This window comes from Aminobacter sp. LjRoot7, from assembly GCF_964252895.1.
GTDB classification, from domain to species: domain Bacteria; phylum Pseudomonadota; class Alphaproteobacteria; order Rhizobiales; family Rhizobiaceae; genus Aminobacter; species Aminobacter aminovorans_B.
Window position 1 is genome coordinate 1 of the sequence record NZ_CAXUPX020000021.1, and the last position, 26,761, is coordinate 26,761.

At 61.1% G+C, this 26,761-nt stretch carries 24 protein-coding genes and 2 pseudogenes; 12 read left to right on the top strand and 14 right to left on the bottom strand.

All coding sequences use genetic code 11. The features are described 5' to 3' along the window. The 11 genes from ACSQ3E_RS30030 to ACSQ3E_RS30080 all read right to left on the bottom strand — a co-directional run. A partial coding sequence (locus tag ACSQ3E_RS30030; protein WP_436125433.1) for a UvrD-helicase domain-containing protein occupies positions 1–475 on the bottom strand: 475 nt, incomplete at its 3' end. Then, a complete protein-coding gene (locus tag ACSQ3E_RS30035; RefSeq protein ID WP_310329490.1) occupies positions 468–1,856 on the bottom strand; it encodes an ATP-binding protein in 1,389 nt (462 codons plus the stop codon). The genes ACSQ3E_RS30030 and ACSQ3E_RS30035, both read right to left, overlap by 8 nt. 96 nt (positions 1,857–1,952) lie before the next feature. Further along, positions 1,953–2,243, bottom strand: a complete 291-nt coding sequence (locus ACSQ3E_RS30040) for a hypothetical protein (RefSeq protein WP_310329486.1) — start codon at positions 2,241–2,243, stop codon at positions 1,953–1,955. Positions 2,244–2,692: 449 nt separating this feature from the next. Next, positions 2,693–3,109 carry a DUF3644 domain-containing protein gene (locus ACSQ3E_RS30045; protein WP_310329483.1) on the bottom strand — a complete coding sequence of 139 codons (417 nt, stop codon included), beginning with the start codon at positions 3,107–3,109 and terminating at the stop codon, positions 2,693–2,695. A 155-nt stretch (positions 3,110–3,264) separates the two neighbouring features. Continuing rightward, positions 3,265–4,044 carry a 3-oxoadipate enol-lactonase gene (gene pcaD, locus ACSQ3E_RS30050; protein WP_310329480.1) on the bottom strand — a complete coding sequence of 260 codons (780 nt, stop codon included), beginning with the start codon at positions 4,042–4,044 and terminating at the stop codon, positions 3,265–3,267. A 78-nt stretch (positions 4,045–4,122) separates the two neighbouring features. Beyond that, on the bottom strand, positions 4,123–4,938 hold the full coding sequence (locus ACSQ3E_RS30055) for an ABC transporter permease (protein WP_310329478.1): 816 nt from the start codon (positions 4,936–4,938) through the stop codon (positions 4,123–4,125). Further along, the gene (locus tag ACSQ3E_RS30060; RefSeq protein WP_310329476.1) at positions 4,938–5,750 is read right to left on the bottom strand and encodes an ABC transporter ATP-binding protein; all 813 of its coding nucleotides are present in this window, start codon (positions 5,748–5,750) and stop codon (positions 4,938–4,940) included. Before ACSQ3E_RS30060 ends, ACSQ3E_RS30055 begins: the two co-directional genes overlap by 1 nt. A 59-nt stretch (positions 5,751–5,809) precedes the next feature. Beyond that, on the bottom strand, positions 5,810–6,853 hold the full coding sequence (locus ACSQ3E_RS30065) for an ABC transporter substrate-binding protein (RefSeq protein ID WP_310329473.1): 1,044 nt from the start codon (positions 6,851–6,853) through the stop codon (positions 5,810–5,812). Positions 6,854–6,882: 29 nt separating this feature from the next. Then, positions 6,883–8,889 carry a flavin-containing monooxygenase gene (locus tag ACSQ3E_RS30070; protein WP_310329471.1) on the bottom strand — a complete coding sequence of 669 codons (2,007 nt, stop codon included), beginning with the start codon at positions 8,887–8,889 and terminating at the stop codon, positions 6,883–6,885. Next, the gene (locus ACSQ3E_RS30075) at positions 8,889–9,731 is read right to left on the bottom strand and encodes an alpha/beta fold hydrolase (RefSeq protein ID WP_310329468.1); all 843 of its coding nucleotides are present in this window, start codon (positions 9,729–9,731) and stop codon (positions 8,889–8,891) included. Before ACSQ3E_RS30075 ends, ACSQ3E_RS30070 begins: the two co-directional genes overlap by 1 nt. Positions 9,732–9,816: 85 nt before the next feature. Further along, positions 9,817–10,023, bottom strand: a complete 207-nt coding sequence (locus ACSQ3E_RS30080; RefSeq protein WP_310329465.1) for a tautomerase family protein — start codon at positions 10,021–10,023, stop codon at positions 9,817–9,819. Between the two features lie 158 nt (positions 10,024–10,181). Here ACSQ3E_RS30080 and ACSQ3E_RS30085 point away from each other — a divergent pair, with 158 nt between their 5' ends. After that, positions 10,182–10,985, top strand: coding sequence for an IclR family transcriptional regulator (locus ACSQ3E_RS30085; RefSeq protein ID WP_310329464.1), 804 nt, complete (start codon positions 10,182–10,184; stop codon positions 10,983–10,985). Here ACSQ3E_RS30085 and ACSQ3E_RS30090 read toward each other — a convergent pair. Continuing rightward, positions 10,930–11,259: pseudogene (locus ACSQ3E_RS30090) on the bottom strand (GMC oxidoreductase); the annotation flags it as partial. The gene ACSQ3E_RS30085 and the pseudogene ACSQ3E_RS30090 overlap by 56 nt on opposite strands. Positions 11,260–11,315: 56 nt before the next feature. Between ACSQ3E_RS30090 and ACSQ3E_RS30095 the strand changes: the two are divergent. Beyond that, positions 11,316–11,423 (top strand): annotated as a pseudogene (locus ACSQ3E_RS30095) (transposase); the annotation flags it as partial. Positions 11,424–11,932: 509 nt separating this feature from the next. Here the strand turns inward: ACSQ3E_RS30095 and ACSQ3E_RS30100 are convergent. Then, a complete protein-coding gene (locus tag ACSQ3E_RS30100; protein WP_310329462.1) occupies positions 11,933–12,835 on the bottom strand; it encodes a LysR family transcriptional regulator in 903 nt (300 codons plus the stop codon). 138 nt (positions 12,836–12,973) lie between these two features. Here ACSQ3E_RS30100 and ACSQ3E_RS30105 point away from each other — a divergent pair, with 138 nt between their 5' ends. Continuing rightward, complete coding sequence (locus ACSQ3E_RS30105) at positions 12,974–13,306, top strand: nuclear transport factor 2 family protein (protein WP_310329459.1); 333 nt, start codon at positions 12,974–12,976, stop codon at positions 13,304–13,306. Continuing rightward, positions 13,303–13,638: a hypothetical protein gene (locus tag ACSQ3E_RS30110; protein ID WP_409014728.1), complete on the top strand. Its 336-nt coding sequence runs from the start codon at positions 13,303–13,305 to the stop codon at positions 13,636–13,638. Before ACSQ3E_RS30105 ends, ACSQ3E_RS30110 begins: the two co-directional genes overlap by 4 nt. 917 nt (positions 13,639–14,555) lie before the next feature. On the opposite strand, the gene ACSQ3E_RS30115 is transcribed toward ACSQ3E_RS30110, so the two are convergent. Continuing rightward, complete coding sequence (locus tag ACSQ3E_RS30115; protein ID WP_310329456.1) at positions 14,556–15,470, bottom strand: LysR family transcriptional regulator; 915 nt, start codon at positions 15,468–15,470, stop codon at positions 14,556–14,558. Positions 15,471–15,540: 70 nt separating this feature from the next. Between ACSQ3E_RS30115 and ACSQ3E_RS30120 the strand changes: the two genes are divergently transcribed. The 8 genes from ACSQ3E_RS30120 (at position 15,541) to ACSQ3E_RS30155 (ending at position 26,459) form a co-directional block, all read left to right on the top strand. Continuing rightward, positions 15,541–17,643, top strand: coding sequence for a hydantoinase/oxoprolinase family protein (locus tag ACSQ3E_RS30120; protein ID WP_310329454.1), 2,103 nt, complete (start codon positions 15,541–15,543; stop codon positions 17,641–17,643). After that, entirely contained in the window at positions 17,643–19,268 is a 1,626-nt protein-coding gene (locus tag ACSQ3E_RS30125) for a hydantoinase B/oxoprolinase family protein (RefSeq protein ID WP_310329452.1), read from the top strand. The genes ACSQ3E_RS30120 and ACSQ3E_RS30125 overlap by 1 nt, the downstream gene beginning before the upstream one ends. Before the next feature lie 6 nt (positions 19,269–19,274). Continuing rightward, entirely contained in the window at positions 19,275–20,321 is a 1,047-nt protein-coding gene (locus tag ACSQ3E_RS30130) for an SIS domain-containing protein (protein ID WP_310329448.1), read from the top strand. 133 nt (positions 20,322–20,454) lie between these two features. Then, the gene (locus ACSQ3E_RS30135; RefSeq protein WP_310329446.1) at positions 20,455–21,348 is read left to right on the top strand and encodes a fructoselysine 6-kinase; all 894 of its coding nucleotides are present in this window, start codon (positions 20,455–20,457) and stop codon (positions 21,346–21,348) included. 12 nt (positions 21,349–21,360) lie between these two features. Next, the gene (locus ACSQ3E_RS30140) at positions 21,361–23,067 is read left to right on the top strand and encodes an ABC transporter ATP-binding protein (RefSeq protein WP_310329444.1); all 1,707 of its coding nucleotides are present in this window, start codon (positions 21,361–21,363) and stop codon (positions 23,065–23,067) included. After that, on the top strand, positions 23,064–24,041 hold the full coding sequence (locus ACSQ3E_RS30145) for an ABC transporter permease (RefSeq protein WP_310329441.1): 978 nt from the start codon (positions 23,064–23,066) through the stop codon (positions 24,039–24,041). Before ACSQ3E_RS30140 ends, ACSQ3E_RS30145 begins: the two co-directional genes overlap by 4 nt. Further along, positions 24,038–24,874, top strand: coding sequence for an ABC transporter permease (locus tag ACSQ3E_RS30150; RefSeq protein ID WP_310329438.1), 837 nt, complete (start codon positions 24,038–24,040; stop codon positions 24,872–24,874). Before ACSQ3E_RS30145 ends, ACSQ3E_RS30150 begins: the two co-directional genes overlap by 4 nt. A 49-nt stretch (positions 24,875–24,923) precedes the next feature. Then, positions 24,924–26,459, top strand: coding sequence for an ABC transporter substrate-binding protein (locus ACSQ3E_RS30155; RefSeq protein WP_436125434.1), 1,536 nt, complete (start codon positions 24,924–24,926; stop codon positions 26,457–26,459). Positions 26,460–26,761 lie beyond the last annotated feature (302 nt).

A 26,761-nucleotide genomic window follows, 5' to 3' on the forward strand; every position in this document is an offset into this window, starting at 1 on the left:
CGCCAGCCTTGTGAAGGGCGAGGATGATCTGATCCTGGGCGGCGGTCGCATCCTGATGCTCATCGCAAATGATGAGCGGGTAGCGTCGGGCCAGCGCACTCGCGATCATCGGCTTCTTTTCGAGCAGATGCGCGACTTTCATCGCTACCCTATTGTACCCGTCCTCATTGGCACGCGACCATACACCGACGTCAGCCGGAAGATCGAGCGGCACGTGATAGGCAGAGGCGATCAGGCCGATCAGGCTGTCGAGGGTGCGGATTTCAACCTTACTCTGCGATACCGCAGTTCGCTCAGAGAAGACATCGCACGCCGCATGGGTGTGAGTCAAAATGAGAATCCGGCTTTCGGCGTCTGCGGCGGCGTCCGCAGCAAACTGCGCTCCTTGGTAGGTCTTACCGCAGCCGCCTGGTGCTTCGATCACAACGAGCGAAGCTGTGGATCTCAATGCCGCTGCGACGGATGCGTCACTCATCGGGCAATTTAGCGATGACCGGCAGGTCGACCGATTGGCGGACTGCATTCAGGAACGGCCCAAGCTGGCCTTCCAGCTTGGGCCAAACGTTGAACTGGAGCACCTTCGATCCCAGCTCAAACCCACCACCGATGGTCTTGAACCATGTACGGCCGTGACTTTTGAATGCCTTCTTCTGATCCCCAAGAATACCATCGGGAATAGAGTCTGTGGCCGCTTCAATTATCAGCTTCCGCACATTCTCCGGGTTGCCGGCGGCCGCGAGAATCGCGGCATAGGACTTATCCTCGATCTGAAGGCGCACGGCCAAGGTCCGCAACCGTTCACCGGACTCGCCGTCGAGGTTTGCGATGAAATTTTCGAGATCGCCGTCGGCGATATGTTCGATGACATTCTCTTCAAGGCAACCCTTGGGCCACCGCAGCAGCAAGTCGCCCAAGGTTCCCTTTAGCGTCACCCAGCGCTGCGGCGCGCGTCCTTCGTCATCGGCAAAGCCCGAGAATTTCAGACCGCTCTTGGCGAGGCTTTCAAGCAGAGTGAGTGTGGTGTCGTTGCCGCCGCCGTCGGTCACCCACAGGCCAAACTCCAAGGGCACTCTCGTGACCGCCTTCAGCAGCAGAAATTTCACGAAGCCGACCTCGGTCGCGCCCTCGGCAATGATGGCCATTCGCGACAAGAATGCTTCGGGGTCCTTCATTATGTGCGGGGTCGTCGCATCGGCTAATTTGCCGATCTTGCGGTCACCGCTGAGATACCAAATGCTGGCCCCATTGGCCGCCTTAATCGCCGCCACGCTGTGGGTGGTGATGAATGTTTGCGTTGGCGCGGCGACCAGCTCCTTCAGGACGACACGCTGGCGATAGGGCTCAAGCCCGCGCTCGACTTCATCGACCACGGTGATGGGCAACTCGCTGTGGTGGAAGCCGCGATCTCCAACGCCGCGAGCCGTCGAGTGCCCGAACCCCAACTGCTGAGAGGCAACCTGACATCGTGCTTCTCGGCGGTAAGACCGATCAATGCATTTAGGGAGAAGCCTTGACCGCCGACCAATCCTAGGCCCAGCTTGCGTGGGCAAGGCCTGCGCGCCGAACTGAGTGTCCAAAGCTGCCAGCTTTTCCTTCGACGGGTCGGCCAGCTTTTCCTCGACATTCTTTTCGCCGATCTCATTGGCGAGCTTGGCTCGCAACGATTTGTCGGCAAGTAGGCGGTCGAGCGCGGAACCTTGAATGAGCCGTAGGTCCCGATCGTTACGATCGTCCCCGGCTAGCCTTACGAGGCCGATCTTGCGGTGGACCGAAACGGAGAAGTGGTCGAACTCGCCGTTGGGCTGGCAAATCTCATAGACGAGATCGCAGTCTGCTGTGCCCCGTACGCGCACCACGTAGACTTCCTTGTTCGCGTCGGCGGCAGCCTCATCATCGGGGTTGGGAACTACCGGCTTTTCACGGTCCCATTCCCAGGGCCAACTCGCCTTCTTCTACTCATTGATCCCTATCGCTGGCGGTAGGCGCAGAACGGCTTCGATGATGAACTCAGCCGCGGGAGCGCGTTTCCAATAGTCGGCATCGGAAATAACCGTCGAATTTGTCGGATTTAGCAGAATTCCGATCGCATCTAGAATGGTCGTCTTTCCGGTATCTCCGCCCCCGAGAATAACATTCACATGATGGTCGGGCAGCCAGATAAGAGATTCAATGCCCCGGAACCGCTCGATACTGAGGCGCAAGATCGTTGGCGCGCCTGGCGCCCTACCTTCTTCTTCGGCCATATCCCCCTCATCAACGGCGACAGCCTAGCACTGCCTCGTCGAAAGGGAACAACTTTGAACAAAGGAAGCGGGCAACGTCGCGCAGAAGGGGAGGCATGCAGCGTGAGGCAAGGCGCTGGCTGGAAGGCGCTTCGCCCTTCTTAGTTGTGTAGTCGGGCAGGCAGTAGACGCCCCCATTCCGGCCGTTCGACGACCTGACGCGTCTTCCTGAAAGCGGACATGGAGCGTCATGACCATCTAGGACTGCGAGACTAAGCGCGATGATCTCGCCGATCGGCTAAGTATTCCCAAGAATACTTGGTGCTGCCGTTGAAACCGCTTCATCAACCTCCACTTGGTTAAAATTGAAAGCATCAGAGGGGTCGCCACAATGGCTGTCAAGAAGGTTATATTTGTAGCATTTGCAATCGAGGACGTGCGTTCACGGGACTACCTGAAGGGCCAGTCGCTTAATACCCGCTCTCCCTTCGAGTACATCGATATGTCGGTGAAGGAGGCATACGACGAGGAGTGGCATTGCCGAAGAGTTCGCAGAGCACGCGGTCGTAGTTCAGGCAGCTCGCCTGGAAGATCCCCAGCCACTTCTGGTCCGCCTTCCCGAGGAGACGCTGCTCGACCTGGTCGCGCAGCGTCTTGAGCGCCTTCAGGTTAAGCTTCACGCCATCTTTCAGCGGCCAATCGCCGCGATCGATTATTTCGCTCAGCGGCATCGTGAAGCCCTGATCGTTGACGATCTTCACCTTGGGCTTCTGCCGGTCGTAGTGCTCGTGCATGAGGTACGTCCAGGCGACGTTTGCCAGCATGCAGAAGACTTCGGTCTTGAACTTGAGGCCGGGGCTGTTGAATACCTGAACCGCAATGATCATCGCCTCACGGGAGCGGATGCTGGTCCGCAGCCAAGAGACTAGAGGCGGCGCTCCTTAATGGAGTGCCTTCTGTCTGACAGGATCTCGCCTGTCGCTTCTACCTCGAAGAGACCTTGATAGAGCGGTCAACCGACTCCGCGTCTATCGAAGATGCTCTAGGCGGACTGGACGAACCGCCTGACCAAGCCGGCTACCTGCTGATCCTGTTCGATGTTGAGGAGGTGCGCGGCGTCCACTGTTTCATAGCGCGAGCCGGCCAAATGGTCGTGCAGGTCTTTCATGAGGGCGGGTGGCGTTGAGGGATCCTTTGCTCCCGAGATCAATTGGACCGGCACCGAAATCGAACCGACGCGCGCGCGCAGGTCGAAATCCCGTATCGCGCGGCAGCAGGCGGCGTAGCCCTGCGTGTCGATCCGCCGGAGCCGCTCCAAAGCGGCATTCACAAGTGCCTCCGACGCGCCGTTGAAAGTCGGCGTGAACCAGCGGCCGCGCGAGATCTCGACGAACGGCTCCATGCCCTCCGCCAAGGCTTTTACGGCGCGCTGTTCCCAGCCTTCGGGCGGCGGCAGGTGGGCCGCCGTAGCGCATAGCGTCAGCGAGCACAGCCGGTCCGGCGCGTCGAGCGCGATCTGCTGGCCGATCATGCCGCCGAGCGACAGGCCAACGAAGTGGACACTGCCGATGCCGGCCGCGTCGAGGACCGCGATCGTGTCGCGGGAAAGTTCTTCGACAGTCGCGCTCTCGCCCTCCGCTTCTGAAGGTCCATGGCCACGATGGTCGTAACGAATGATACGGAAGTCTGCCTTGAGCAGTTTGACCTGCTGGTCCCACATCTCAAGGCTCTGTCCCAGCGAATTGGCGAACAGCAAGATCTGCTCGCCCTCGCCTTCGATGCGATAGTGGATTCGGTGATTGCCGCGGCGGACGAAGGGCATGTTGGGCTCACAGTGCGTTGGGCATGGAAGGGCTGTCCGCCCAGACGCGCCGGGCGGTCTTTTCATTGTCGGGTGGGGTCAGGCGCCGACGAGGTCCTGCGACCGCGACCAGAACGTCAGCCGGTCGGCCACGAACTTAACCATAAGGCTCATCGCGAGGCCCATGAGGGACAGGTATGTGAGCACAGAGAACACACCGGCCACGTCGACCACCGCCTGCCTCTGGATGATCAGGCTGCCGAGCCCCACCGACGCCCCGACGAACTCGCCGACGATGGCGCCGATCAATGAAAACACTATGGCGACCTCGAGACCTGCGAACAGGTAGGGAAGCATGCTAGGCAGACGTACCTTCATGTAGATCTGGAAAGGATTGGCTCGCAGCGCCTTCATCAGAAGAACCCGCCGGGAATCGGTGGTCTTGAGCCCCGCAATCACGTTGACGAGGATCGGAAAGAACGCGATCAGCGCCGCCATGATCGCTTTGGAATGCATCCCGTAGCCGAACCAAATAATGAGGAGGGGAGCAATCGCCACTTTAGGCACGGTCTGGAACGCGAGCAGGATCGGGTAGATCGTCCGGTCGAGCGCCGGCACCAGACCGACCGCCGTGCCGAGGCCAACACCGACCACGACGGCGATCAGGAACCCCACCACGACCTCCACCAAGGTGAGCCAGAAGTGCGGGATGATCAGCCCGCTCGCCAGGTCCTGATAGACGCGCATAGCGACCGTGCTCGGCGTCGGCAGGATATAGGCAGGAACGCTCAGCAGGTGAACGCTAGCTTCCCAGACGACGAGAAGAGCTCCCGCCGTGAGGACGGCCGGCAGGCTGCGCGGCATGGTCAGTGGCTGCCTGAAGGGCTTCAACTCGGTTGCGTCGGCGGTGCTCATCACATCTCTCCCTTGGCGTCGAGCAATCCGCGCAGATGCGTCACGTAGCGCCCGAACTCATCGGTGTTCATCTGCTCGATACGACGCGGCCGTGGAATATCGACCGGCACGATCTCGCGTACGGTCGATGGACGGCCCGACATCACGAATACTCGATCCGACAGGAATGCCGCCTCGGCGATCGAATGCGTGACGAAGACAACGGTCGCGCCCGTTTCGAGGCTGATGCGCTGGAGCTCGAGATTCATCTGCTCGCGCGTCATGGCATCCAGTGCACCGAACGGTTCGTCCATGACCAGCAGCGAGGGGTCGAGCGACAACGCCCGCGCGATCGAGACGCGTTGCTGCATGCCGCCCGACAGTTCGTGCGGGTATTTCGTCTCGAAGCCCGACAGGCCGACGAGCTCGATCATATGCCGTGCACGTCGATCCTGTTCGGCGGACGACAGGCCGAGGACCTCCGACGGCAGCTTGACGTTGGCCAGAACGTCGCGCCACGGAAACAGGACCGCATCCTGGAAGACGATGCCGAACCCCTCCTGGGGGCCGGTAACGGCGCGGCCCTTGAAACGTACCTCGCCCTCGGTGGGCCTAAGCAGGCCCGCCAGCATCATCATCAGCGTGCTCTTGCCGCAGCCCGACGGGCCGAGGATCGAAACGAACTCGCCCTTGCCGATCGTTCCCGAGACGGAATCGACCGCTCGCACGGGGCGACCGTCGGCCGCCCGGTAGACCTTGGCGACACGGTCGAACTCGATCAGCTCGGAACCCGCGGCCTGCGCCTGATTTTGCTTGGCTTCCAACAGCGTCACCACATTGTCTCTGGGGTGGATGGGAGGACCTTTGAGGTCCTCCCTGCGGATCGGCGCCGTCATTTCCAGTTGCGGGCGCGCTCGCGCACCGCCTCGACGTCGATTTCGCCGATTTCGTCGAGCAACTCGTTCGAGGCAAGCTGCTGAGGCGTGATATCGGCGGAGAGCACGCCCTCTTCCTTCATGACATCGAGATAGGTGGCAAGTGCTTCCATGTCGAAGCGGCCGATCTGGTCCACATCGGACTCGACGAGGAACGGCGACAGGAACTGCAGTTCCGCCATGCCCTTTTCACGGGCCTCGGCCTCCGTCGCGCCCTGCTTGGCGCCGGGATTCACCTGCCAGTAGATGTCCAGCGCAGCATCCAAGTTCTCGCGAATGAAGATGCGAGCCTTGACCAGCGCACGCACGATGCCGACGGCCTTGTCGCGGTTCTTCTCGATCGAATTGTCGGACAGGAACAGGCCGCCATTGCCGGTCCAACCGATCTTAGGGTGATGGATGTAGCGCAGCTTCACGCCCGCACGCTCGAGGCCGGCATAGCCGCCATCCCAAAGCGACAGGGCCTGAACCTGGCCGGACTTGAGCGCCTGAAGGGCGGAGTCACCGACGCCGACGGGGAGGAACACGGACGGATCGGGATCGATCCCGGCACCGCGCAGCATCGAGCGCGCCACTATCAGCGAGCCGCTGCCCATGTTGGACACGCCGATCGTCTTGCCCTTGAGATCGTCGACGGTCTGGATGTCGCTCTCTTCGGGAACGCCGACGAAGAAGATGTTGTAGTGCGTGGAGTTGAAGAAGTACTGGCCGCGCATGCCGTTGCTGTAGCCGTACAGGTAGGGCTCGAAAGCCACCTGCGCCATGTCGGCGCCATCGCTGGCGGCGATCTGGGCGGCCTGCGGCGCGCCCTGCGAATAGCGCATCTCGACTTCGAGGCCTTCATCGGCATAGAAGCCGGCGACATCAGCAACATAGTAGTCGAGATAGGCGGCGGCCGGCACTGGCGAGCCGTTCTGGATAACAACTTTTTCGAGGGCGTGCGCTGTGCCGCCCATGGCCAAGGTGGCGACAAGCGCCGCCTGCAACAATTTCTTCACCATCGATATTTCCTCCCGAGGCTTTCCATTGATTAGGGTTGAGAATCAGGTTGTCGTCTTGGTGCCGCATCGACGAAGTCGTATTCACCAAGGTCGGCGCGCTCGGTCAGGCGCCAGTACTCCAGCAGCGAGAATGGCCAGGTCTGCGACGCGCGACCGGTCGCGTTCCGGTACCAGCTGCTGGTCTTCGCGACGCCCCACGCCTTGCGCAGGTTCTCGGCATCGACCCGCTCGTTGAACGCCTGGAACGGCTCCGGGCGGCAGTCGATGGCGTCGTGCCCGGACGACAGGGTCTGCCCGATCGCCGACAGCGCGTACTCGACAGCGCACTCGGCCGAGAAGATCGCGGAGCCATTGACGACCACACCCGTGTTTGGCCCGCCGCTCATGAATAGATTGGGGAACCCGGGAACCGTGATGCCCAGATGCGCCCGGCAGTCGCCGGCCCACCATTCGTGGATGTCTCTACCCTCGCACCCCTTCACCTCCATCGGATGGAGGTAGTCGGAGGCGAGGAAGCCCGTCGCGAAGACGATGACATCGACCTCGCGCCTCTCGCCGTTGGCGGTCACAATCGTGCTGCCCTCGACGCGGTCGATCCGTTCCGTCACGAGATGCGCATGCGGCTGCTTGAGTGCGGACGTCCACACGCCGTTGTCGCGCAGCATCCGCTTGGCGCCGGGCGGGTAGGTCGGCGTGAGCTTTTCCAGAAGGTCGGGCCGATCTTTCAGCTGCGCCTCGAGATGCGCCATGCATTCCTGGCGCAGGCCTTCATTGGCCTGCCCGACGGAGATCGGATGCTGCCAGCCGTCATCGACCTCGACGAGCGGAAGGCGTCCTTCCGCCGCGATCCAGAACTGCCAGAAGCGGAACCAGCGGCCGTAGTAGGGAACGTGGCGCAACAGCCATGCCATGCCCGGCCGGATATCGTCGTGATAGCTGGGCGTCGGCAGCATCCAGGGCGGGTTGCGCTGGAAGACGTGCAGCGACGCAACGCTATCGACGATCGACGGCACGATCTGGTAGGCGCTCGCTCCGGTGCCGACAACCGCAACCCGCTTGCCACTCACATCGAGATCGGCAGGCCATTCGGCCGAATGGAAGTAGCTGCCGGCAAAGCCTTCCAGGCCGGCAATGTCCGGGATCGATGGCTGGCTGAGCTGGCCGACAGCGGTGATGATCGCGTTGAAGCCGCGCTCCTCGACCTCGCCCGTTTCAGACCTCGTCGTCACCAGCCAGGTGGCGCTGTCTTCCTGCCACAGCAGCGACAGGACTTCCGCGTTAAAGCGGATGTTGTCGCGAAGACCGGCAAGGTCCGAAACGCGGGAGATGTAGGCCTGGATTTCCGGCTGCCGGGAGAATTGCTGCGGCCAGTCCTGCTTCTGCGCGAAGGACAGGCTATAGGCGAAGTTCGGCGTGTCCAGGCGGCAGCCGGGATATGAGTTCGCCCACCAGACGCCGCCGACATCCGGCTTGCGCTCGAAGACCGTGTAGGGAACGCCCGCCTGCTGAAGACGATGGGCTGCGGCAACGCCTGACAGCCCGGCGCCAATGACGGCGACCGAAAAGTCGCGGCCCGGCGCGATGTCGCCCAGCCGCCAGTCCGGCTCACCCATGTCACGCGGCAGCGCAAGCTCATGGCGCAACAGCGGCAGGTATTCCGGTCCTGCATCCTTGGTCAGGAAGCGCATGATCCTGTCGAGCCGCTCGCCATCCGGCGCCGAAGGCTCCGGACTGCCACGATCGCGATAGGCGATGAGCGCCTGCGTCGCCAGACGCCGGGCCTTCACCTGCGCTTCCATCGACATGCCGCCCTGCGGCTTGATGGACGCCCCCATCTTGGGCGTCGGCGGACGGAGGTCGTCGGAAATCAGCGCATCATCTTCAGTGATCATGGCCAACGCCGCCAGCAGAGCCGGTAGGTCGGCGTCGGCGACGGCACGCTCGATCTCGCCGCCGTCCGCCATGATCGGATGGATCACGTAGAACTCATCGAGCCCGACCGGGATCGCTGCCTTCAGCTTCGGGGTTCCAGCCATCACTCGACCTTCCCGTGAATGAAGAAGTCACGGATCAGCCCGGCAACACGCTCCGGCTGATCGATGTTCGGCTCATGGCCGGCTTCGAGCTCGACCGCGGTCAGATTGTCCGACAAGCCTTCCATCTTGCGGGCCCATCCGGCCTCCAGCAGCGGATCGCGCGCGCCGGCGACGAGAAGCGCCGGTATCCGCAGCGAACGAAGCTGATCGAGATAGGGATCGGCGGGCGCCTTCCGCTCAACCGAAGGGTTCTTGAGCCTCGGCGCATACATGCTTTCCCAGTGCCCCGGGACCAGGCTCCACTCGTGCCGGTCGCGGATATGGTCCTCAAGGCCCTTTGTCGTTCCGACGACGAGTTCGGTCAGCCGGGTCGCCGCCTCGATGCTCGGGGTGTACTCGGCCAGCGCCTCAATCCCGAACTGGAGCCGGTAGGGTCCGCCCGAGCCCGAAATGGTCATGGCCTTCGTCATGCGCCAGGGATTGCCGTCGGCTACGGTGGCACGCATGGTCAGCGAGCCGCCGAAGGAGGCGCCGGCATAGAAAGCGTTCTCGATGCCGACGACATCGGCGAATGCCGCGATGTGAGGCAGTCGGCCGGCATAGGGCGAGCGATCCAGGTACACCACCTTGTCGGTGCCGCCCCAGCCCAGAAGCTCCGGCGCGAAGATGTGGAAGTCGTCCGCGAGCAGATCGATGACGCCGGCCCAGCAATTCTCCGCCGTCGTGCCGAAGCCCCCGTCATGGATCAGCACGAGATTTGGCTTGCCCGGCGTGCCAGCTTCCACGTAGCGGGTGTTGAAGCAGCCGGCCACGACGGTCTTGGTCACTCGGGCAATGCTCATGCGGAAACTCCTTCGAAGACTGCGATTGGCCCCGGCGCGATCCACCGGAAGCGTCTGGAATAAAATGGATCGAGTGTGGGCCGGATTAGCCCGCGGCCAGGGCTTTCGCCTTGGCCGCAAGCGACGTGCCGCCGGTCGCCCAGTCAGACTTGTCGACCTCGTCAACGATGACCCACACCTTAGCCGGGTCACATCCGGTCGCGGCCGCATACGCAGCAGTGACCTCGACCATCAGTCTGTCCTTGACGGGCTGCGCATAGCTGGCAGCATGGCTGATGCGGATCAGTGGCATTTCAACTCCCAATCTGGTGTCGGGCCATCGATCAGGCCCGATTCTTGTCGTCGAGTACCCGAGGGGCTCAACTTTCTGGAGCCGGACCCTATGCACATGTTCCGGCATATGCAATGGTTAGTTCCACATAGCGGAATTATTTTTTTGAAGGGGCAGCGATGAGTGCCGAGAAAAACGAAACCTTGTCCTCGGTCGAACGGGCACTGGCTCTCATGGAGGTGCTGGGATCGGAGGACCGGCTGACGCTGACCCAACTTGCCGATCGGCTGCAGGCGGGCAAGACGACGGTGTTTCGACTGGCGGCCACACTCGCGGAGCGCGGCTGGATCGTTAAGGACGAGAATCTCCGGTACAGTCTGGGGCCTTCGGCACTGGCGCTAGGCGCATCTCGCCAGGGATCACTTGACCTGAAGACGCTGCTGCTGCCGATAATGATCGAGCTGCATGAGGAAACCGAGGAGACAATCCACCTCACCCGGCTGGAAGGCCGCTACATCGTCTACACGCACCAGCTGCTTTCGCCCAAACCGGTCGTATCGCTGGCCACTCTCGGCGGGCGCTCGCCGGCACACTGCGTATCGGCCGGCTTGGCACAGCTCGCCGCGCTGCCTGACAGCCGGGTCGACTGGGTGCTGGATGCGCCGCTGGTTTCCTATACGGACAAGTCGCTGACGGACGCCGACCTCGTCCGAAAGGAGATCGAACAGGTGCGCAAGCGCGGCTACGGCATCAATTGGGGGGCGTTCCGATCGGATGTGGGTGGCGTGGGCGTTGCGGTCCGCAACGGCCGCGGCGAACCGATCGCCGGACTTTCTGTATGCGTCCCGGTCTTCCGGCTGAGCGGCATGGACCTCGAACGTCTCGGCCTCAGGCTGCTGCGCGCGGCACGCGATGCCGAGCAGGTCATCAACAGCTGCACGGCAACGCCCGGGATGAGCGTTTCCCACCATGCGAAGCGTTGAGGACCGCGAAACGCGTCGCCGTTCCCAGTCCGGAGGTCCGATCGGGCGCCCACTGAACAGTCTGTCGGGTCAGCGCCCGGCGCGGATCATGTCGGCCGCCGTAGGCAGTGTTTCCCGACACGATCCTCCGCATGCTCGACGCGTCGATAACGCGCAAACCGATTAGCCCCTTCCCCCTCAACTGGGGATCGACGACAGTATGCTCGTCGATGCCAATGCGATAGCTACCAACGAGGTGGAAGATCTTCGTCGCGAGCTTGCCGATTGCGAAGTTGACCCTTTCAGTGGGGGTGGATCAAGCCTCTGGCGTAGACAAAGCAATTTCGAAGAGATCGAAAGAGCATTCGGCCGATCGCGGCACGCGCCGACACCGTGAGCTATGACCAACTGCACCACTTCATTGGCAGCGGCGTTTGGGATCCAGCCCCGCTCGAAAACTATAACTCCGGGTATCTCGATGGTTCAAGAACACGCGATACCGACGTGGCAGTTCATAGTTGCATCACGCTGGTGCTCAAGGAGATTTGCTTAGTCATTCCCTGTCCTACTTGCGGCATTCTCGTTGATGCAGGGCCGGACGAAGTCCCGTCAGCCGTTTCGCCGCCGCAACGGCGCAAGGCGCGGAGGCTGAGACCTAGCTAAAGTGCTGAGACGAGGCGAAACGTCGAGGTTACCATTCCCGCGTTCATTGGGGCTGGAGCGTCTTCATCGCGCATGCCCCCCGCCATTGACCGGCAGCTTACCTCCGAGGAATCCCCACAACCGGACAGTCCGGTGTCGGTCCCCCATTCGGCCTGAACCAAGCGTTTCGCTCACAGGCAGACGGGAGGATTCGCCTGGGGTTGAAGGCAGACTGACCGGTCTTGTTGCAGACGAGCGCCGAATTCTCAGGAGTCTCGCAACGACAGGATCTCGTGCAGATGGTAACGGGGAATGTGGGCTGAGGCCTATTTCGCGGAAGAAGCAAACTCACGAGCGGCCTGGATGAACGCTGTGAAGGCGGCGGGCGGATTCTTTCGGCCTGGGTAGTACAGCGCCAGCGGCGGTAGGCTGGGTGTCCAATCTGCCAAAACCTGAACCAGACTGCCGGCGGCGATGTCCTCTCGGACCTCGGCTTCCATGAGATAGCCGAGTCCGACGCCATTCTGAGCGGCAATCCGAACGAGGCTCGGCTCGTCCAGGGTGAGCGAGCCCTGGACATCTATCTGGACGGCGTCGCTGTCTTTCGCGAAACGCCATCGGAACAAGGCGTGGTTTGGAAGACGGGCGCGGAGGCAGCGGAAGCGATAGAGGTCGGTCGGCACGTTCGGTTTGCCGTGTTTGGCTAGAAATTCCGGTGACGCCACGACCGCGTGCTGACGATGCAGGCCGAGGGGCACGGCGATCATGTCGATGGGCACGAGGTCGACGGGCCTCAGACCAATGTCGAAGCCGGCGGCGACGATGTCGACGAGCTTTCCTTCGGTCACCAGATCGATGTGAACCTGCGGGTAACGCCGCAGAAACGGAAGCAGGAGGGGCGCCAACACTTCACGCGCTGCCGACGCAAACGCGTTGATGCGGAGCGTGCCGGACGGTGTCTGCTGTAGCGACTGCGCGGCCAACAAGGCATCGTGGATGTCCGTCATCGCCGGGCCGACTCGTTCGACGAAGGCGCTCCCCGCGTCAGTGAGGGAAACGCTCCGTGTCGTCCGATTGAAGAGCCGAATGCCCAAGCGCTGCTCCAACTTGGCGATGGCATTGCTCAGGGCGGTCGTCGACATGCCGAGATCAAGTGCCGCGGCGCGAAACGATCCATGCCGGGCGATGCTGATCACAGCATCGATGTCAGACAGGATATCTCGCGTCATTGTCCTGCTTTTCGCAATTCCTCATCCTTATCTATCCCAGTTATCGGATCATTCGTCGAGCCATAGATTATCTCCTGCCAGCCGCGAATGCGCTGGACCCCAAGCGAGAAGGGCCTGGGGAAACACAGGAGAATCAAGATGACCATCAAGTTGCCGCCGAGCATCCAAGCCTACTTCGACGCGGATAACGCCCGCAGCCCCGACGCCGTCGCCGCTGCCTTCACCGACGATGCCGTCGTCCGGGACGCGGGCGAAATCCGCGTCGGCCGAGAATCCATCCGGCGTTGGAAGGTCGAGACCGATCAGAAGTACTCGTACACCCTGACCGAGCCCTTTCTCATCACCACCGAGAACGGAAAGACCCAGGTGACGGGACATGTGTCCGGCGACTTCCCCGGAAGCCCCGTCGATCTGCGGTACTTCTTCGTTCTCAAGGGCGACAGGATCGCCGGTCTGGAGATCACGGTATGAGCGCCTTCATGACGCTTGAGGGCCGCCGTGCCTTGATCACCGGCGGCACGATGGGAGCTGGCGCTGCGACCGTGGCGCTGTTTCAAGAACTTGGGGCGCGCGTGTTTGCATTCCGTTTTGTGGTCTGCGGTGTAGTGATTTTCCGCTGGTGGTGTGCGCAGTCCCTCGCGAACGGGTCTCAACCGACGATTACCCTGATAACACCCCAAATTCAGGGAATTTTGCCATTTTTCACGTGCTTCATCGATTTTGTGCGACGAATTGTTGAGGCAGCACAGAGAGTTACGCCGCAATTCCCTACAATGCGGAACAGGGAAAGGCTTTCAGCCTAGTAGGGATTTTTCGGAATCAGTGCAGGGTAGGGACTGCGTGCTTTCCTGTGTCTCGCAACCGCGCCCTTGGCTAGAGTTGGCAAAAAATGGCCGTGCTTGAGTGTTGTCGCCCATTGAAATCGACTGGTTCAGGGTCATCATTAGGGTCGCGATCGGGTAATTCGCGGGTCGTCGTCGATGACGTTCACCATCTGAAAGGTAAGCGGTGTTCCGCTTGCATCCTGTCAGCAAATCTTAGATTCGATGGCGAGGCAGCGCAGCCCTCGAAGGGCACGGCAGCTATACGCGAGGAGCCGGCAACACGAAACGACGCTTCAGGGCATCATATCGCCAATACATACTGACAAATCCAGAGATGGCTTTTCCGTCAACAATGACCACCATCTCGGTTCCGGTTTCAACCGCGGCAATCCGGACTTATTGCCGGAGCCTGGCACGAACGACTGAAGTAGTATTCGAATGTCGTTCATCAACATGCGAGAGGTAAAAAGCACGTCGCATTCGTCGTTGGGCAGCCATCGCGCGACCAACTTGTTGACGTAGCGTGCAAGGCATTCGCCAGCCAGGCGGATCGATGTGGCATGTTCGGCCTTGGCTCGCTCCAGTATGCCCTCGGTGCCGACGGCCGAGGGGTTTCATTCCCGACCAAACCTGGAACACCGCTCCTGCAGGAGCGGGACAAAGTCAGACGGTATCAATAGCGAGGGTTCCATCATCTGTTCGCGTCGCTCATCTGCGTGCGCGGATTCGTCTCGACGATGGCTGCGAACCGGCATTGCGCATTGTAACGGCTCCGCGCCTTTTCGACGTCGGCATGATTGAGGTTGATAGTGGTGGTCGTGCGTGGTTGACCGGCGTTTCGCGAAGGATAAAGGCAGAATTCCCTGAGCCGAAAAGCGGCAAACCTGCCCCTAACCCTACCCATGCTCAAGTACTTCTCTCAACGTACCAACGAACGTCTGCGCCGCAAGTGATAGAGGCCGGCGCTTCGGGATGATCATGCCGATAGAAACAGGAATACGCGGCTCGAACTGGCGGATGACGATGTGGTCGAGCTCATTCGCATCCCAGACCGAAAAATGGTCAACGAGGGCCACGCCACGGCCTCGCTCGACGAGGCGGCGTATGAGCTGGCTCTGGTTCGATATCAGGGTATTGGAAGGTTTTACGCCTTCGTCGGACAGCGATCGGAAGATCGCCGCGCCAAAGGGCACAGAACGCGGATAGGTCACGAACGGCTGGTCGGCGATGTCGCTCGACAGGATGATCCGGTGTTTCGCAAGTGGATGGTCTGGCGGCATGATGCAAACCATGGACGAGGTCCTTAGCGTCTGCGTCATGAGGTCGGATTCATGTTCTGGATGATGCACCAATCCGAAGTCGTAGTTTCCTCGGCTGACGTAGGAGTGAATCTTGTCGGAGTCGAGAAGGTCCACCTGCACCTGGATACCGGGATAGAGATTATTGAACCGTTCGATTGCCATCGGGATGAGAGCGGTGCTGAAGGCCGACAAAATGCCGATATTTACATACCCTTGAGCCATCGCGGTGAGGTCGAGCGAGAGGTTTTCAAACACCGTCAGCTCATCCATGAGGCGTGTGGCATGTGAAAATAACAGCTCTGCCTCCGGTGTTGGACGCAGCCGCCCAGCGATCCGCTCAAAGAGTTTGACGCCTGCGAAATCCTCAAGTTGTTTCAGCGATTTGCTGGCATTCGGCTGTGTGGTGTGAAGTGCCAATGCAGCTTCCGTAACCGAGCCTGTCTTCATAAACGCGGCCAGCGTGTCGAGATGTCTGAGTTTGATCCGTCTCATGTCGATCTTGGTGAGCATTCCATTTTGGCATGGAAAGCTAAATTATTTGAATTTTACAAGATACACTAGCTGATTTTAGATCGTGCTCATGAGAGACAAGGCAACGGCGGCAAACCGGAGCCACAGCGCAAAAGACCAGAGCATCATGGGCAATATCAGGGTCGGCATTGATGTCGGCGGTACCTTCACAGACTTCACGGTTCTCGACGACGAGACCGGCGGCATGCGTCATTTCAAGGTGTCCTCGACACCGCACGATCCGTCCGAAGCAATCGAAACGGGTATTGCCGGATTCGCGGAGCGTGGCCTTCAGGCTGCCGATGTCGCACATTTCGGCCACGGCACGACGGTGGCGACTAACATGGTCATCGAACGCCGCGGCGGAAAGACGGGCTTGCTGACCACTGAAGGTTTTCGTGACGTCCTGGAAATCGGCCGCCAGACCCGTCCCGACCTATTCGATATGAGTGTCCGCAAACCCGACCCGCTGGTGGTCCGTCCGCTACGCCTCGAAGTCTCTGAACGACTTGGCCCAGCCGGCGAGGTCATCGTGCCGCTCGATGAAGCAGATGTCGAAGCCGCTGCGAAGCAGTTCAAGGCGGAAGGTGTGGAAGCCGTGGCGATCGGATTCCTGCACTCGTACCGCAACCCGGCACATGAGCAACGCGCCGCGGACATCATCCGCAAGCATTTGCCGAATGTCTTCATCTCGCTGTCGAGCGACGTCCTGCCGGAGTTCCGCGAATACGAGCGCATCTCTACCACGGTCATGAACGCCTATCTTATGCCGCGCATGGACGGTTACCTCGACCGCTTCATGACCCGGTCGCGCAAGGCAGGCGTCGAGGCCAAGCCCTACACCATTCATTCCAACGGTGGCCTGATGTCCACCGAGACGGCCCGCAATTATCCGGTTCGCACCTGCCTTTCGGGCCCGGCCGCCGGTGTTGTTGGTGCGTCTCTGGTTGGTAAGGCGGCCGGTTTCCCCAATATCATTACCTATGACGTCGGCGGCACCTCCACCGACGTCGCACTGATCGCCGGTGGCAAGCCGGCCTATTCCACCGACCGCGATGTCGCTGGCTATTCAATTCGTTGCCCGATGGTCGATGTGCACGTCATCGGCGCGGGCGGGGGCTCGATCGCTTGGCTCGACGATGCAGGTGGCCTCAAGGTTGGTCCGCAGAGCGCGGCCGCCGTGCCCGGGCCCGCTGCCTATGGCAAGGGCGGCATCGACGCAACCATTTCGGACGCCAACATCGTCCTCCAGCGGCTCAACCCGATAGCACTCCTGGACGGTGCCATGCCCGTAGATCGTGAGGCAGCGCTTAGGGCGGTCGGTGGGGTCGCCGAAAAAATCGGTCGTTCGGTTGAGGACACAGCCTGGGGGATCATTCGCATTGCCGTCGCCAACATGGCCCGCGCTATCCGCGCAGTCTCGATGGACAAGGGGCACGACATCAAGCCCTTCGCGCTGATGGCCTTTGGTGGTGCCGGCCCGCTTCATTCCTCACTTGTTGCCGCGGAAACCGGCTTGAATACGGTCATCATTCCAGAATCGCCGGGGACGATGTGCGCCCGTGGCGTGCTGTTGTCCGACGTGACGCGTGACTTCGTCTCGACCCAGATCAAGCGCGTCCAGGGCGAGGGCTGGCACGAGATCAAATTTGCGGTTGAGGGCCTGGAAGTGCAGGCGAAGGACTGGCTTGAGACGGAAACGATTCCGGACGCGAAACGCGCGCTGCAACATATCGCCGAAGCCCGCTACGTCGGCCAAAACCATGAAATCCGCGTCGAAGGCATCTTGTCGACAGCGGAAGACTTCGCCAGCCGTTTCGCAGAGGCCCATCGTATCGTCTACGGTTATGCTCTTGACGAGCATTCCGTCGAAATTGTCAACCTGCGGGTCCAGGCGATTGGCTATGCCGGCCGGCCGCTTCAGACGGTCGAGGGTGCTTCCGGCACCATGAGAGACGCAATCGTCGGGAAGCGCCAAGTGTATATCGATCCGCAGGCCGGATGGCAGACCGTGCCGGTCTACAAACGCACCGGGATGCCGCAGGACGAGACGTTTTCCGGCCCGGCGATCGTCGAGGAACTGACCTCCACGACCTATGTGCTCCCTGGCCAGTCGGGTGTCGTCGATGCCTACGGCAACATCATTCTCAGCTTTGTTAAGGATCGTGCGTGATGCAGCAGCACGTCAAACCACGGCGCGAATTCGACGCCATCGAGATGGAGGTTTACTCCAACCGGTTTATGTCGATTACCGACGAGATGGGGTTGAGCCTCGTACGCTCGTCTTTCTCGACCAACATCAAGGAACGCAAGGATTGCTCAGTAGGGCTCTTCGACGGCCGCGGCCGCCTCATTGTGCAGGCCTCGCATATTCCGGTACACCTTGGCTCGCTACAAGGTGGCGTCGCAGCGGTGCTGGAGAACTATAAGCTTGAAGACATCAAGCCAGGTGACGCATTCATCTGCAACGACCCCTATCTGGCAGGCGGCTCGCACACGCCGGACATCTCGATCCTGACTCCAGTGTTCTATGAAGGTCGGCTGCGCTTCTTTGCCGCCAATCTCGGCCACCATTCGGATGTCGGAGGTGGCGTTCCGGGATCCTGCGACCCCAGCCAAACAAGCATTTTCGCTGAAGGCATCCGCATTCCGGTGCTGAAGATCGCTTGCGAAGGCGTGCTGGACGAGCAAATCGTCAAGCTGATCAGCACGAACAGCCGCGATCCGCTGGAGCGCATCCTTGACCTTAAGGTGCAGATCGCCACCAACGAGATCGGCCAGCGCAAGCTGATCGCGCTCGCCGACCAGTTCGGCATCGCCACCGTCGAGAAGGCGATCGACGATCTGATCGCCTATTCGGAAAGCCGCCTGCGCAAGCGCATTAGCAACCTCCCGGATGGCACCTACAAAGGTGAAGCGTTCATCGATGGCGACGGCATCGGCTACGAACCTTGTCGTATTCAGGTTGCCATCAAGGTCGAAGGCGACGGTATCACCTTCGATTTCACCGGTACGGATCAACAGGCACGAGGCGCAGTCAACATCCCCAAGACAGCGCTGGACGCCACCTGCTACTATACAATCAAGGCGCTGCTCGACCCGTCGCTGCCACCCAACGAGGGCATGGCGCTTCCGGTCACCATCGTCGCCGAGGAAGGCACGCTGGTGCGTCCGAAGTTCCCGGCTGCGGTTGGTATCCGCTCGACGAGCTGCCAGCGCGTGGTGCGCGCGATCTTCCAAGCTTTCGCCGACGTCCTGCCGAAGGACAAGGTTTTCGCCTCCTCCGCCGACATGAACGCGACGATGATCTTCTTCGGGCCGCACAAGACCCGCGAAGGTAGTTTCGTGTATCTCGAGACGGTCGGCGGCGGCGCCGGGGCCAGCCTTGATAATGATGGCATGAACGGCATTCAGGTGCACGTCACCAACACCTCTAATCTTCCGGCTGAAGCGCTTGAAATCGAATATCCGCTGATGGTTCGCCGCTATGCGCTGGCCGACGGTTCGGGCGGCGAGGGTCGGACGATGGGAGGCATGGGCATCGTCCGGGAGGTCGTCGCGATGACCGATGGGGTCCGCGCCAATGCCTCCTGCGAAGGCTTGCGCACACCGGCCGATGGCGTTTTCGGCGGCGGGCAGGGCGAGGTCGCGCGGTTGAAGTACGGCACTGCCGATGGCGCTGTGACTGAATACGACATCTCGATCACCAACATCCTCATGAACCGTGGGGACAGCCTGTTCCTGCAAACGCCGGGCGGCGGCGGCTTCGGCCGCGCGTCCGAACTGACTGGAGAATAAAGCACTATGGCTCTCGAAAACCTGACGCCGAGCGACGAAGTGATCAAGTCCGCTCCCAACCCGAACTATTTGGAAGGGGACTATCTGAAGGGTGTCCTGGAGATGACCTTCCGCGATGGCAACCCGCTGGCCGAAAAGCTGGTCGAGGACGTATTTTCCTCGCGCGACATCCAGTCCGTGTATCTCGTCGGAGCCGGCGGCTCCAATTCCTACATCGAGCCCGTCAAATACATCCTCGACAAGTATTGCGATCTACGCATCGAACGCATCAACTCGACCGAATTCGAGACGCGCCGCCCAAAGGCTGTCAACGAGAAGGCTGTCGTTCTCTTGACCTCGCACAATGGCGAGACCGAGGACACCGTAGTGGCCGCCCGCTGGGCCATGACCACGGGCGCCGTGACCGTTGCACTGACTTCAGGCCACGACAGCGGCCTGGCCAAGATCTGCGATTACCTGCTGCCCTACAGTAAGGAATTGCCGGGCATGCCGAAGACGATGGTCGCCTATCTCTTCGCCGCCTATTTGCTGAAGCGCCTCGGCAGTCCGGTCGGTGCGCAACTGGTGCGCGACCTGGAGGCGATGCCGGCCAAACTGCACGACATCAAGGATGCCGAGCGCGAGCGCGGTATGGAACTCGCCCGCCGCTATAAGGACGAGAGTATTTATTACGTTCTCTCCAGCGGCATCCTGTCGGGCTTGAACTACCAGTATTCGATTTGCATCTTCAACGAGATGCTGTGGCTCGACGCATCGGACATCCATTCGGGTGAATTCCGCCATGGACCGTTCGAGGTTGCGGATCCAGAAATGGCCTATGTCTTTCTCATGGACAATGGCGAGAACCGCAAGATCGATCAGCGCGCGCTGACGTTCACGCGGCGCGTCACCGACAAGATCATCACGTTTGACGCCGGCCGTTACGAGGACGTGTCGCCGCTTCTGTCGCCCTTCGTGATCGGCGTGACCTGGTACTGGTTTGCCCACACACTCTCGGTGCTGCGCGAGCATCCGCTGTCGGTCCGCCGCTACATGTGGAAGGTCGACTATTGATGAGCACGCGCCTGCCCGCACGCCTCCCACGGCCGCTCACAAGCGCACCGCGCTGTGGGGTGAAACAGCGGCTGCGAGCGGGCACGTGTTCGGTCACACCGCGCGTTTGCACTACAGGGAAGGCGGCTGAGAAATGACGACACCCGCAAACGACTTCAACGGCCTCAAGGTGCTAGGTCTGGGCGACAACGTCGTCGACCGCTATCTGAACACCGGCAAGATGTATCCCGGCGGCAACGCCCTGAACTTCGCCGTGTATGCCAAGATGCTCGGGGCCGATGCGGCGTTCCTGGGCACATTCGGCACCGATGCCGCTGGTCGCCATGTTCGGGCAACGCTTGAAGCGCTTTCGGTGCCCACCGCGCTGTGCCGCATCGTCGAAGGCGAGAACGGCCACGCGGATGTGCGCGTGGTCGACGGGAACCGGGAGTTCGTGTTTTCCAATAAGGGCGGCGTGGCGCGGGAAAATCCGTTCGTACCTGCCCAAGCAGACCTTGAGCATCTCGCCAGTTTCGCGCTGGTGCACACGAGCTGCTACAGCCATCTCAACCCGCACCTTGCGGCGCTGAAGACCGCAAGCCGACTGATATCCTACGATTTCTCCTATCGTTGGCAGGTTGACGATCTGATCGGACCGGTGGCGCCGCGTCTGGATTTCGCGACTCTTTCCGCAGGCGACGTCGGCCGTGAGCGTGCCATTTCCGTGCTGCGCGAAACCGTAGCGCGTGGCTGCGACCTTGCGGTGGCGACGCTGGGGCCTGAAGGTGCGGTTGCCTACAACGGGCAGGATTTCGTCTCCGTAGCGCCGAAGCCGACCCAGGTGGTCGACACGCTGGGGGCGGGCGACGCCTTCATCACTGCAACGCTCCTGTCGTTGGTTGCCGGCGGCTGGGCGCGCGGCAGCCGCCTGTCAGCCGGGATGATCCTTGCGGCGATGGAAAGAGGCTCGGAATTCGCCGCCGAGATTTGCCGCATCGAGGGCGCATTTGGCCATGCTGCGCCCATTCCCGTTGAAACTCCGGGCTAGGGGGGAGGTGTGATGCTCGAAGTCAGAAACCTTTCGATTGCCTTCGGTACGAGCACCGGGTTGAAGCCTGCCGTGTGTGGGATCGACTTCGATATCAAGCCGGGCGAAATTCTCGGTCTGGTGGGCGAGAGTGGCAGCGGCAAGACGATTACCTCGCTCGGTGTCATGGGCCTGTTGCCGCCCAATGCGGTGGTGACCGGTGGCGAGGTTCTGGTCGACGGCGTCGATATGCTCAAGCGGTCGCCGGCAGAATTGCGCAAGCTACGCGGCCGTCACGTCTCCATGATCTTTCAGGATCCGATGGCGTCACTGGATCCGATTTACACCTGCGGCGACCAGATCGTCGAGGCGATCCTGCTGCACGAACCCATTGGCAAGACGGCGGCACGCAAGAAAGCGCTTGAACTGCTCGAGAAGGTCCGCATCCCCGATCCGGAGCGCACCATGCGCTCCTATCCGCACGAACTGTCGGGAGGGCAGTGCCAACGCGTGATGATCGCCATGGCCGTGTCTTGCAAGCCGCGCATCATCATCGCCGACGAACCGACCACCGCCCTTGACGTGACCGTGCAAAAGCAGGTTCTCGACCTGCTGCGCGGGCTGAACCAGGAAGTCGGCGCTGCTATCCTGCTGATCACCCATGACCTTGGGGTGATCTACGAAGTCGCCGACCGCGTCGTCGTCATGTATGCCGGAAAAAAAATGGAAGAGGCGACCACGCAGAACCTCTTCGCAAACCCCAAAAGCGACTACGCCAAGGCGCTGATAGACTCCATGCCCGCGCTTGGCTGCAAGCACGCACGCCTGCCGGTGATCGAGCGGGACGCTGCCGGCAACGTCCGCAGCGTTCGGCCCGAACCGTGCGTGCGCTCCGCGAGAGCCGGTCCGGTGCCGGAGGACGCCAACGGCGTGCCGCTGCTCGAACTAAAGGATCTGTGCAAGTCCTATTGGGTGAAGCCGTCGCCGCTTTCGGCACCGGTCGAGATGCGCGCGGTCGATAAGGTCAGCTTCGCAATCGCCCCACGCACCACGCTCGGGCTGGTTGGCGAGTCCGGCTGTGGCAAGACCACGCTGTCGCGCGCGGTCATGCGGCTTTCCACACCCGATTCAGGCCAGATCCTGTTCAAGGGCACAGACATTGCCAAGCTGTCTGAAAGCGCCATGCAGCCGTTCCGGCGCGAGATCGCCATGGTTTTCCAGAACCCTTATGGTTCGCTCAACCCGCGCCAGACCGTGGCTGATCTCGTCGCCGCACCGATGGTGATCGTTGGCGAAGGTACTTCCGCCGAGCGAAGCAAGCGCGTCGCCTACCTGCTCGACGCTGTGGGCCTGCCTAAGGCTGCGGCAAGCAGATATCCGCACGAATTTTCCGGCGGCCAGCGCCAGCGCATCGCGGTCGCCCGCGCGCTGGCGCTGAAACCCTCTCTCGTCATTTGTGACGAGGCCGTCTCGGCTCTCGACGTTTCCGTCCAAGCGCAGGTACTCAATCTTCTCAAGGACCTGCAGCTCGAGTTCGACCTGACCTATCTCTTCATTTCGCACGACCTTTCCGTTGTCGAGCATGTCAGCGACACCGTTGCCGTCATGCAGAAGGGCCGCATCGTCGAATACGGGCCGGCCGACGATATCTTCGCAGCGCCGAAGGATGCCTATACGCGCATGCTGCTCGATGCAGTGCCGATCATCGGTGTCGACCGGGCAGCAAGGAGGGCTCAATGAACGCCTCCATCGCCGGTGCTCTACTTCTCATCGGCCGCAAGCTTTTGACCGCCTTCGCCCAGCTTCTGGTCGTCGCCACTCTGATCTTTTCGGTCATGTACATCATGCCTGGCGATCCCGTGCTCCTGCTTCTGGGCGCAGAAAGCAATCCCTCGCCGGAAGCGGTCGCCTCCATGCGCAGCCAGCTCGGCCTCGACCAGCTGGTCCTAAGCCAATACTTCACCTGGCTCTGGAACGCATTGCATCTCGATTTCGGCAACTCGCTGACCAACGGCTATCCGGTCTCCAGCTACGTCCTGGCCAATCTGCCGCGCACGCTTGAGTTGGCTTTCGCCGCCATCATCATCGCCACGCTGATCGGGGTTCCGCTGGGCATCGCCGCAGCGCTGAAGCGCGGTTCGATGCGCGACACTGTGCTGACATCCATCGCCACCATCGGTATTTCCGTGCCTGTTTACATCCTCGGCACGCTGCTGGTGCTGATCTTTTCGATCAAGCTCGGCTGGCTTCCCGCAAGCGGCTACACCGACATCTCGCGCAATCTGGTCGAGCATTTCCGCAAGCTCGCCCTGCCTGCCTTGGCTCTCGGCTTCGGCCTTGCCGCCTCCATCGCCCGCATGACGCGCTCGTCGATGCTGGAGATCCTCGGTCGCGATTTCGTTCGCGCTTTGCGGGCCAAAGGCATGCCGGAGCGACGCATCATCTGGCAGCACGTGCTGCGCAACGCAGCGATCCCTATCGTCACCATCATCGGTCTGCAACTCGGCAACCTGATGGGCGGTACGGTGTTGGTCGAGGCAATGTTCAATTGGCCCGGCCTGAGCACGCTTCTCGTCGGGGCGGTTTCTGCCCGGAACTATCCGCTGGTGCAGGGCGCGATGCTCGCCATCGCCGCCCTTTTCATAGTCATCAACCTCGCGGTGGAGCTGTTCTACAGTCTGCTCGATCCACGCATCCGGAGGAAGCGCTCATGACCGCAAGAGCCCTCCGCATCGCGCGCAGCCAACCCGCCTTCATGGCGAGCCTGCTGATGCTTGCAGCGGTCGTCTTCATGGCGATCTTCGGCTCGTGGCTGGCTCCTCACGACCCGTTCGCCATCAATCCGACTTCCGTCAATCAGGGCAGCTCCGCCCAGCATTGGCTTGGCACGGACGAGTTCGGCCGCGATCTTTTAAGCCGTCTCCTGATCGGTATCCAGCCAACAATGTTGGTGGCGATCGGCGCCACGGCCATCGCCGGCATCTTCGGCTCGCTGCTCGGCATTGCCGGCGCCTATGGGCGGGCTTGGTTATCGTTTCTCATCATGCGCAGCGTCGACATCATGTTGAGCTTTCCGCCAATCCTGTTGGCGCTGCTTGCCGTAGGCTTCTGGGAGAGCGGCGTGCTCAGCCTCGCGGTGGTAATCGGCGTGCTCTACATCCCGCATTTCGCCCGTGTGGCGCATTCTGCCACGCTCCAGGTGACGCGCCAGGAGTTCATGGAGGCGGAACGCGCCATGGGCGCATCTGTGAGGCGTGTCGTCTTCACCGCGATCCTGCCCAACATCCTGTCCCCGCTTGTGGTGCAGGCGACATTGACGGTCGCTGCCGCCATCCTATTGGAATCCGGCCTGAGCTTCCTCGGTCTGGGCATCGTTCCCCCAGAGCCGTCATGGGGTCAGATGATCGGAACCGCGCGAGGTTATCTCGCGCAGAACCCGATGTACGTCATCTGGCCCTCGCTTCTTCTCGCGCTGACCGTTTTGGCCATCAATGTGGTGGGCGACCGGCTACGCGACATTCTCGATCCGCGTCTTAGGGAGGAATAGCCGACATGGACACGACACGCTTAACAACCACAACAGACAGGGGTAAAACATGAAGAAAAGGCTTCTTGGGGCGCTCTTCGCCCTCGCATCGAGCTTTGTGGCGCACCAGGCCCTGGCGGCCGACGGCGGCACCATCTACTTTGGCCTTTCTGGCGAACCGTCGACGCTCGATAGCACCATCAACGCCGGCACTCCTGCACGCACCATCCGGCTCGCCATCCATCGCGGCCTGGTGAACTATGGCCCCGACGGCAAGCTGTCGCAGGAGCTGGCTGAGACATATGACGTTTCCGCAGACGCACTGACCTACACCTTCAAGCTGCGTGATGCGAAGTTCCATGACGGCTCGCCGGTGACCGCCGAGGACGTCAAGGCCTCGATCGAGCGCATCACTTCCGAAGGCAGCAAGGCGACCTATCGCAGCGAGTTGGGCGTCATTAAATCGGTAGAGACGCCCGACGCCAAGACAGTCAAGCTGACGCTCGCCAAGCCGTTCGTGCCTTTGATCCACTATCTGGCGCTGCCAGAATCGGCGATCGTTCCCGCAGCCTGGATCAAAGAGCATGGCACAGACCCGAACGCCACGCCGGTGGGCGCAGGTCCCTTCAAGTTCGCCATCTGGGAACGCGGTCGCGAGCTGACCGTCGAGAAGTTCGACGGTTACTACAAGCAGGGCAAGCCGCATCTGGATGACGTGCACTACGTCTTCTACGGCGACGAGAACACCCGGGTGAACGCATTGAAGTCGGGCGATGTCGATATCATCGATTATGTTCCATGGAAGGATGCTGCCTCGATCGAGGCCGACTCGGAGTTGCAGCTTGCGAGTACCACCGGCCCGTTCATGATGTTGCAGTTCAACACCAAGTTCGAACCCTTCTCCAAGCCGGAAGTCCGTCAGGCGATTTCCTATGCCATCGACCGCGCGGCGATCATCAACACCGCCTTCAACGGCCGCGGTACACCGCTGTTCGGCATCGCCATTCCCGAAGGCTATATGGGCTATTCGAAAGAGAAGGCGAACTACTTCAGCCACAACGTCGAAAAGGCCAAGGAACTTCTGGCCAAGGCTGGATACCCAAATGGCTTCGAGGCGCGTCTGCTTGCGACCGCACAATACGGTTTCCATAATAACACGGCGATCGCGGTGCAGGCCGAACTCGCCAAGGTCGGCATCAAGGTCAATCTTGATCTGCCGGACTGGTCAGGCCGCATCGCCAAGAACAATGCCGGCGACTATGACCTCCTCGTTGCGGGAACCGCTGGCGATATCGCCGACGCCGACTGGCTGAGTAACTTCTACTACGGCGGCGAACAACTCGTGCGCCTCAACAACTCGGCACACTTCAACGATGCGGTCATCAACGACCTCCTCGACCAAGGCCGCGTCACGCTCGACGCCGGCGAGCGCGAGAAAATCTACGGTCAGTTTGTCGACCGTGCACTTGAACAGTCGCCCTTCGTACATCTGATGTGGCGCGACCAGAGCTTTGGTTTACGCAAGCATGTCAAGGGCTTCACCAATATTCCCGGGTTTCTTACTTTCCAGTCTGGAATTACGATTGAGAATACTGAAGTCCAATAGGTGATTTGCCGGAAATAGCGCGTAACATCGGCGGCCGCAGCGATCCAGGCGGCCGATGTTTGCGAAATCTGGAGAGGAGCCCGGATTGGTGCTCTCGCGCCTTCACGTGAGAGAGGAATCCGCCGGACCGAGTGTCCAAGCGAACCAACTGTCGTGCCCAATAATGAGAGGTGGCGCGGGCCTCAGTGCCCACGGGACACGGTGGGCGACGCGACAAGAACATCAGTACCTCGCTGCGGCGAAGCTTTCGGCGCAGCACGATGTCACTTTCGGCACCTACGCGGTGAAGTTGAAAGGCATTC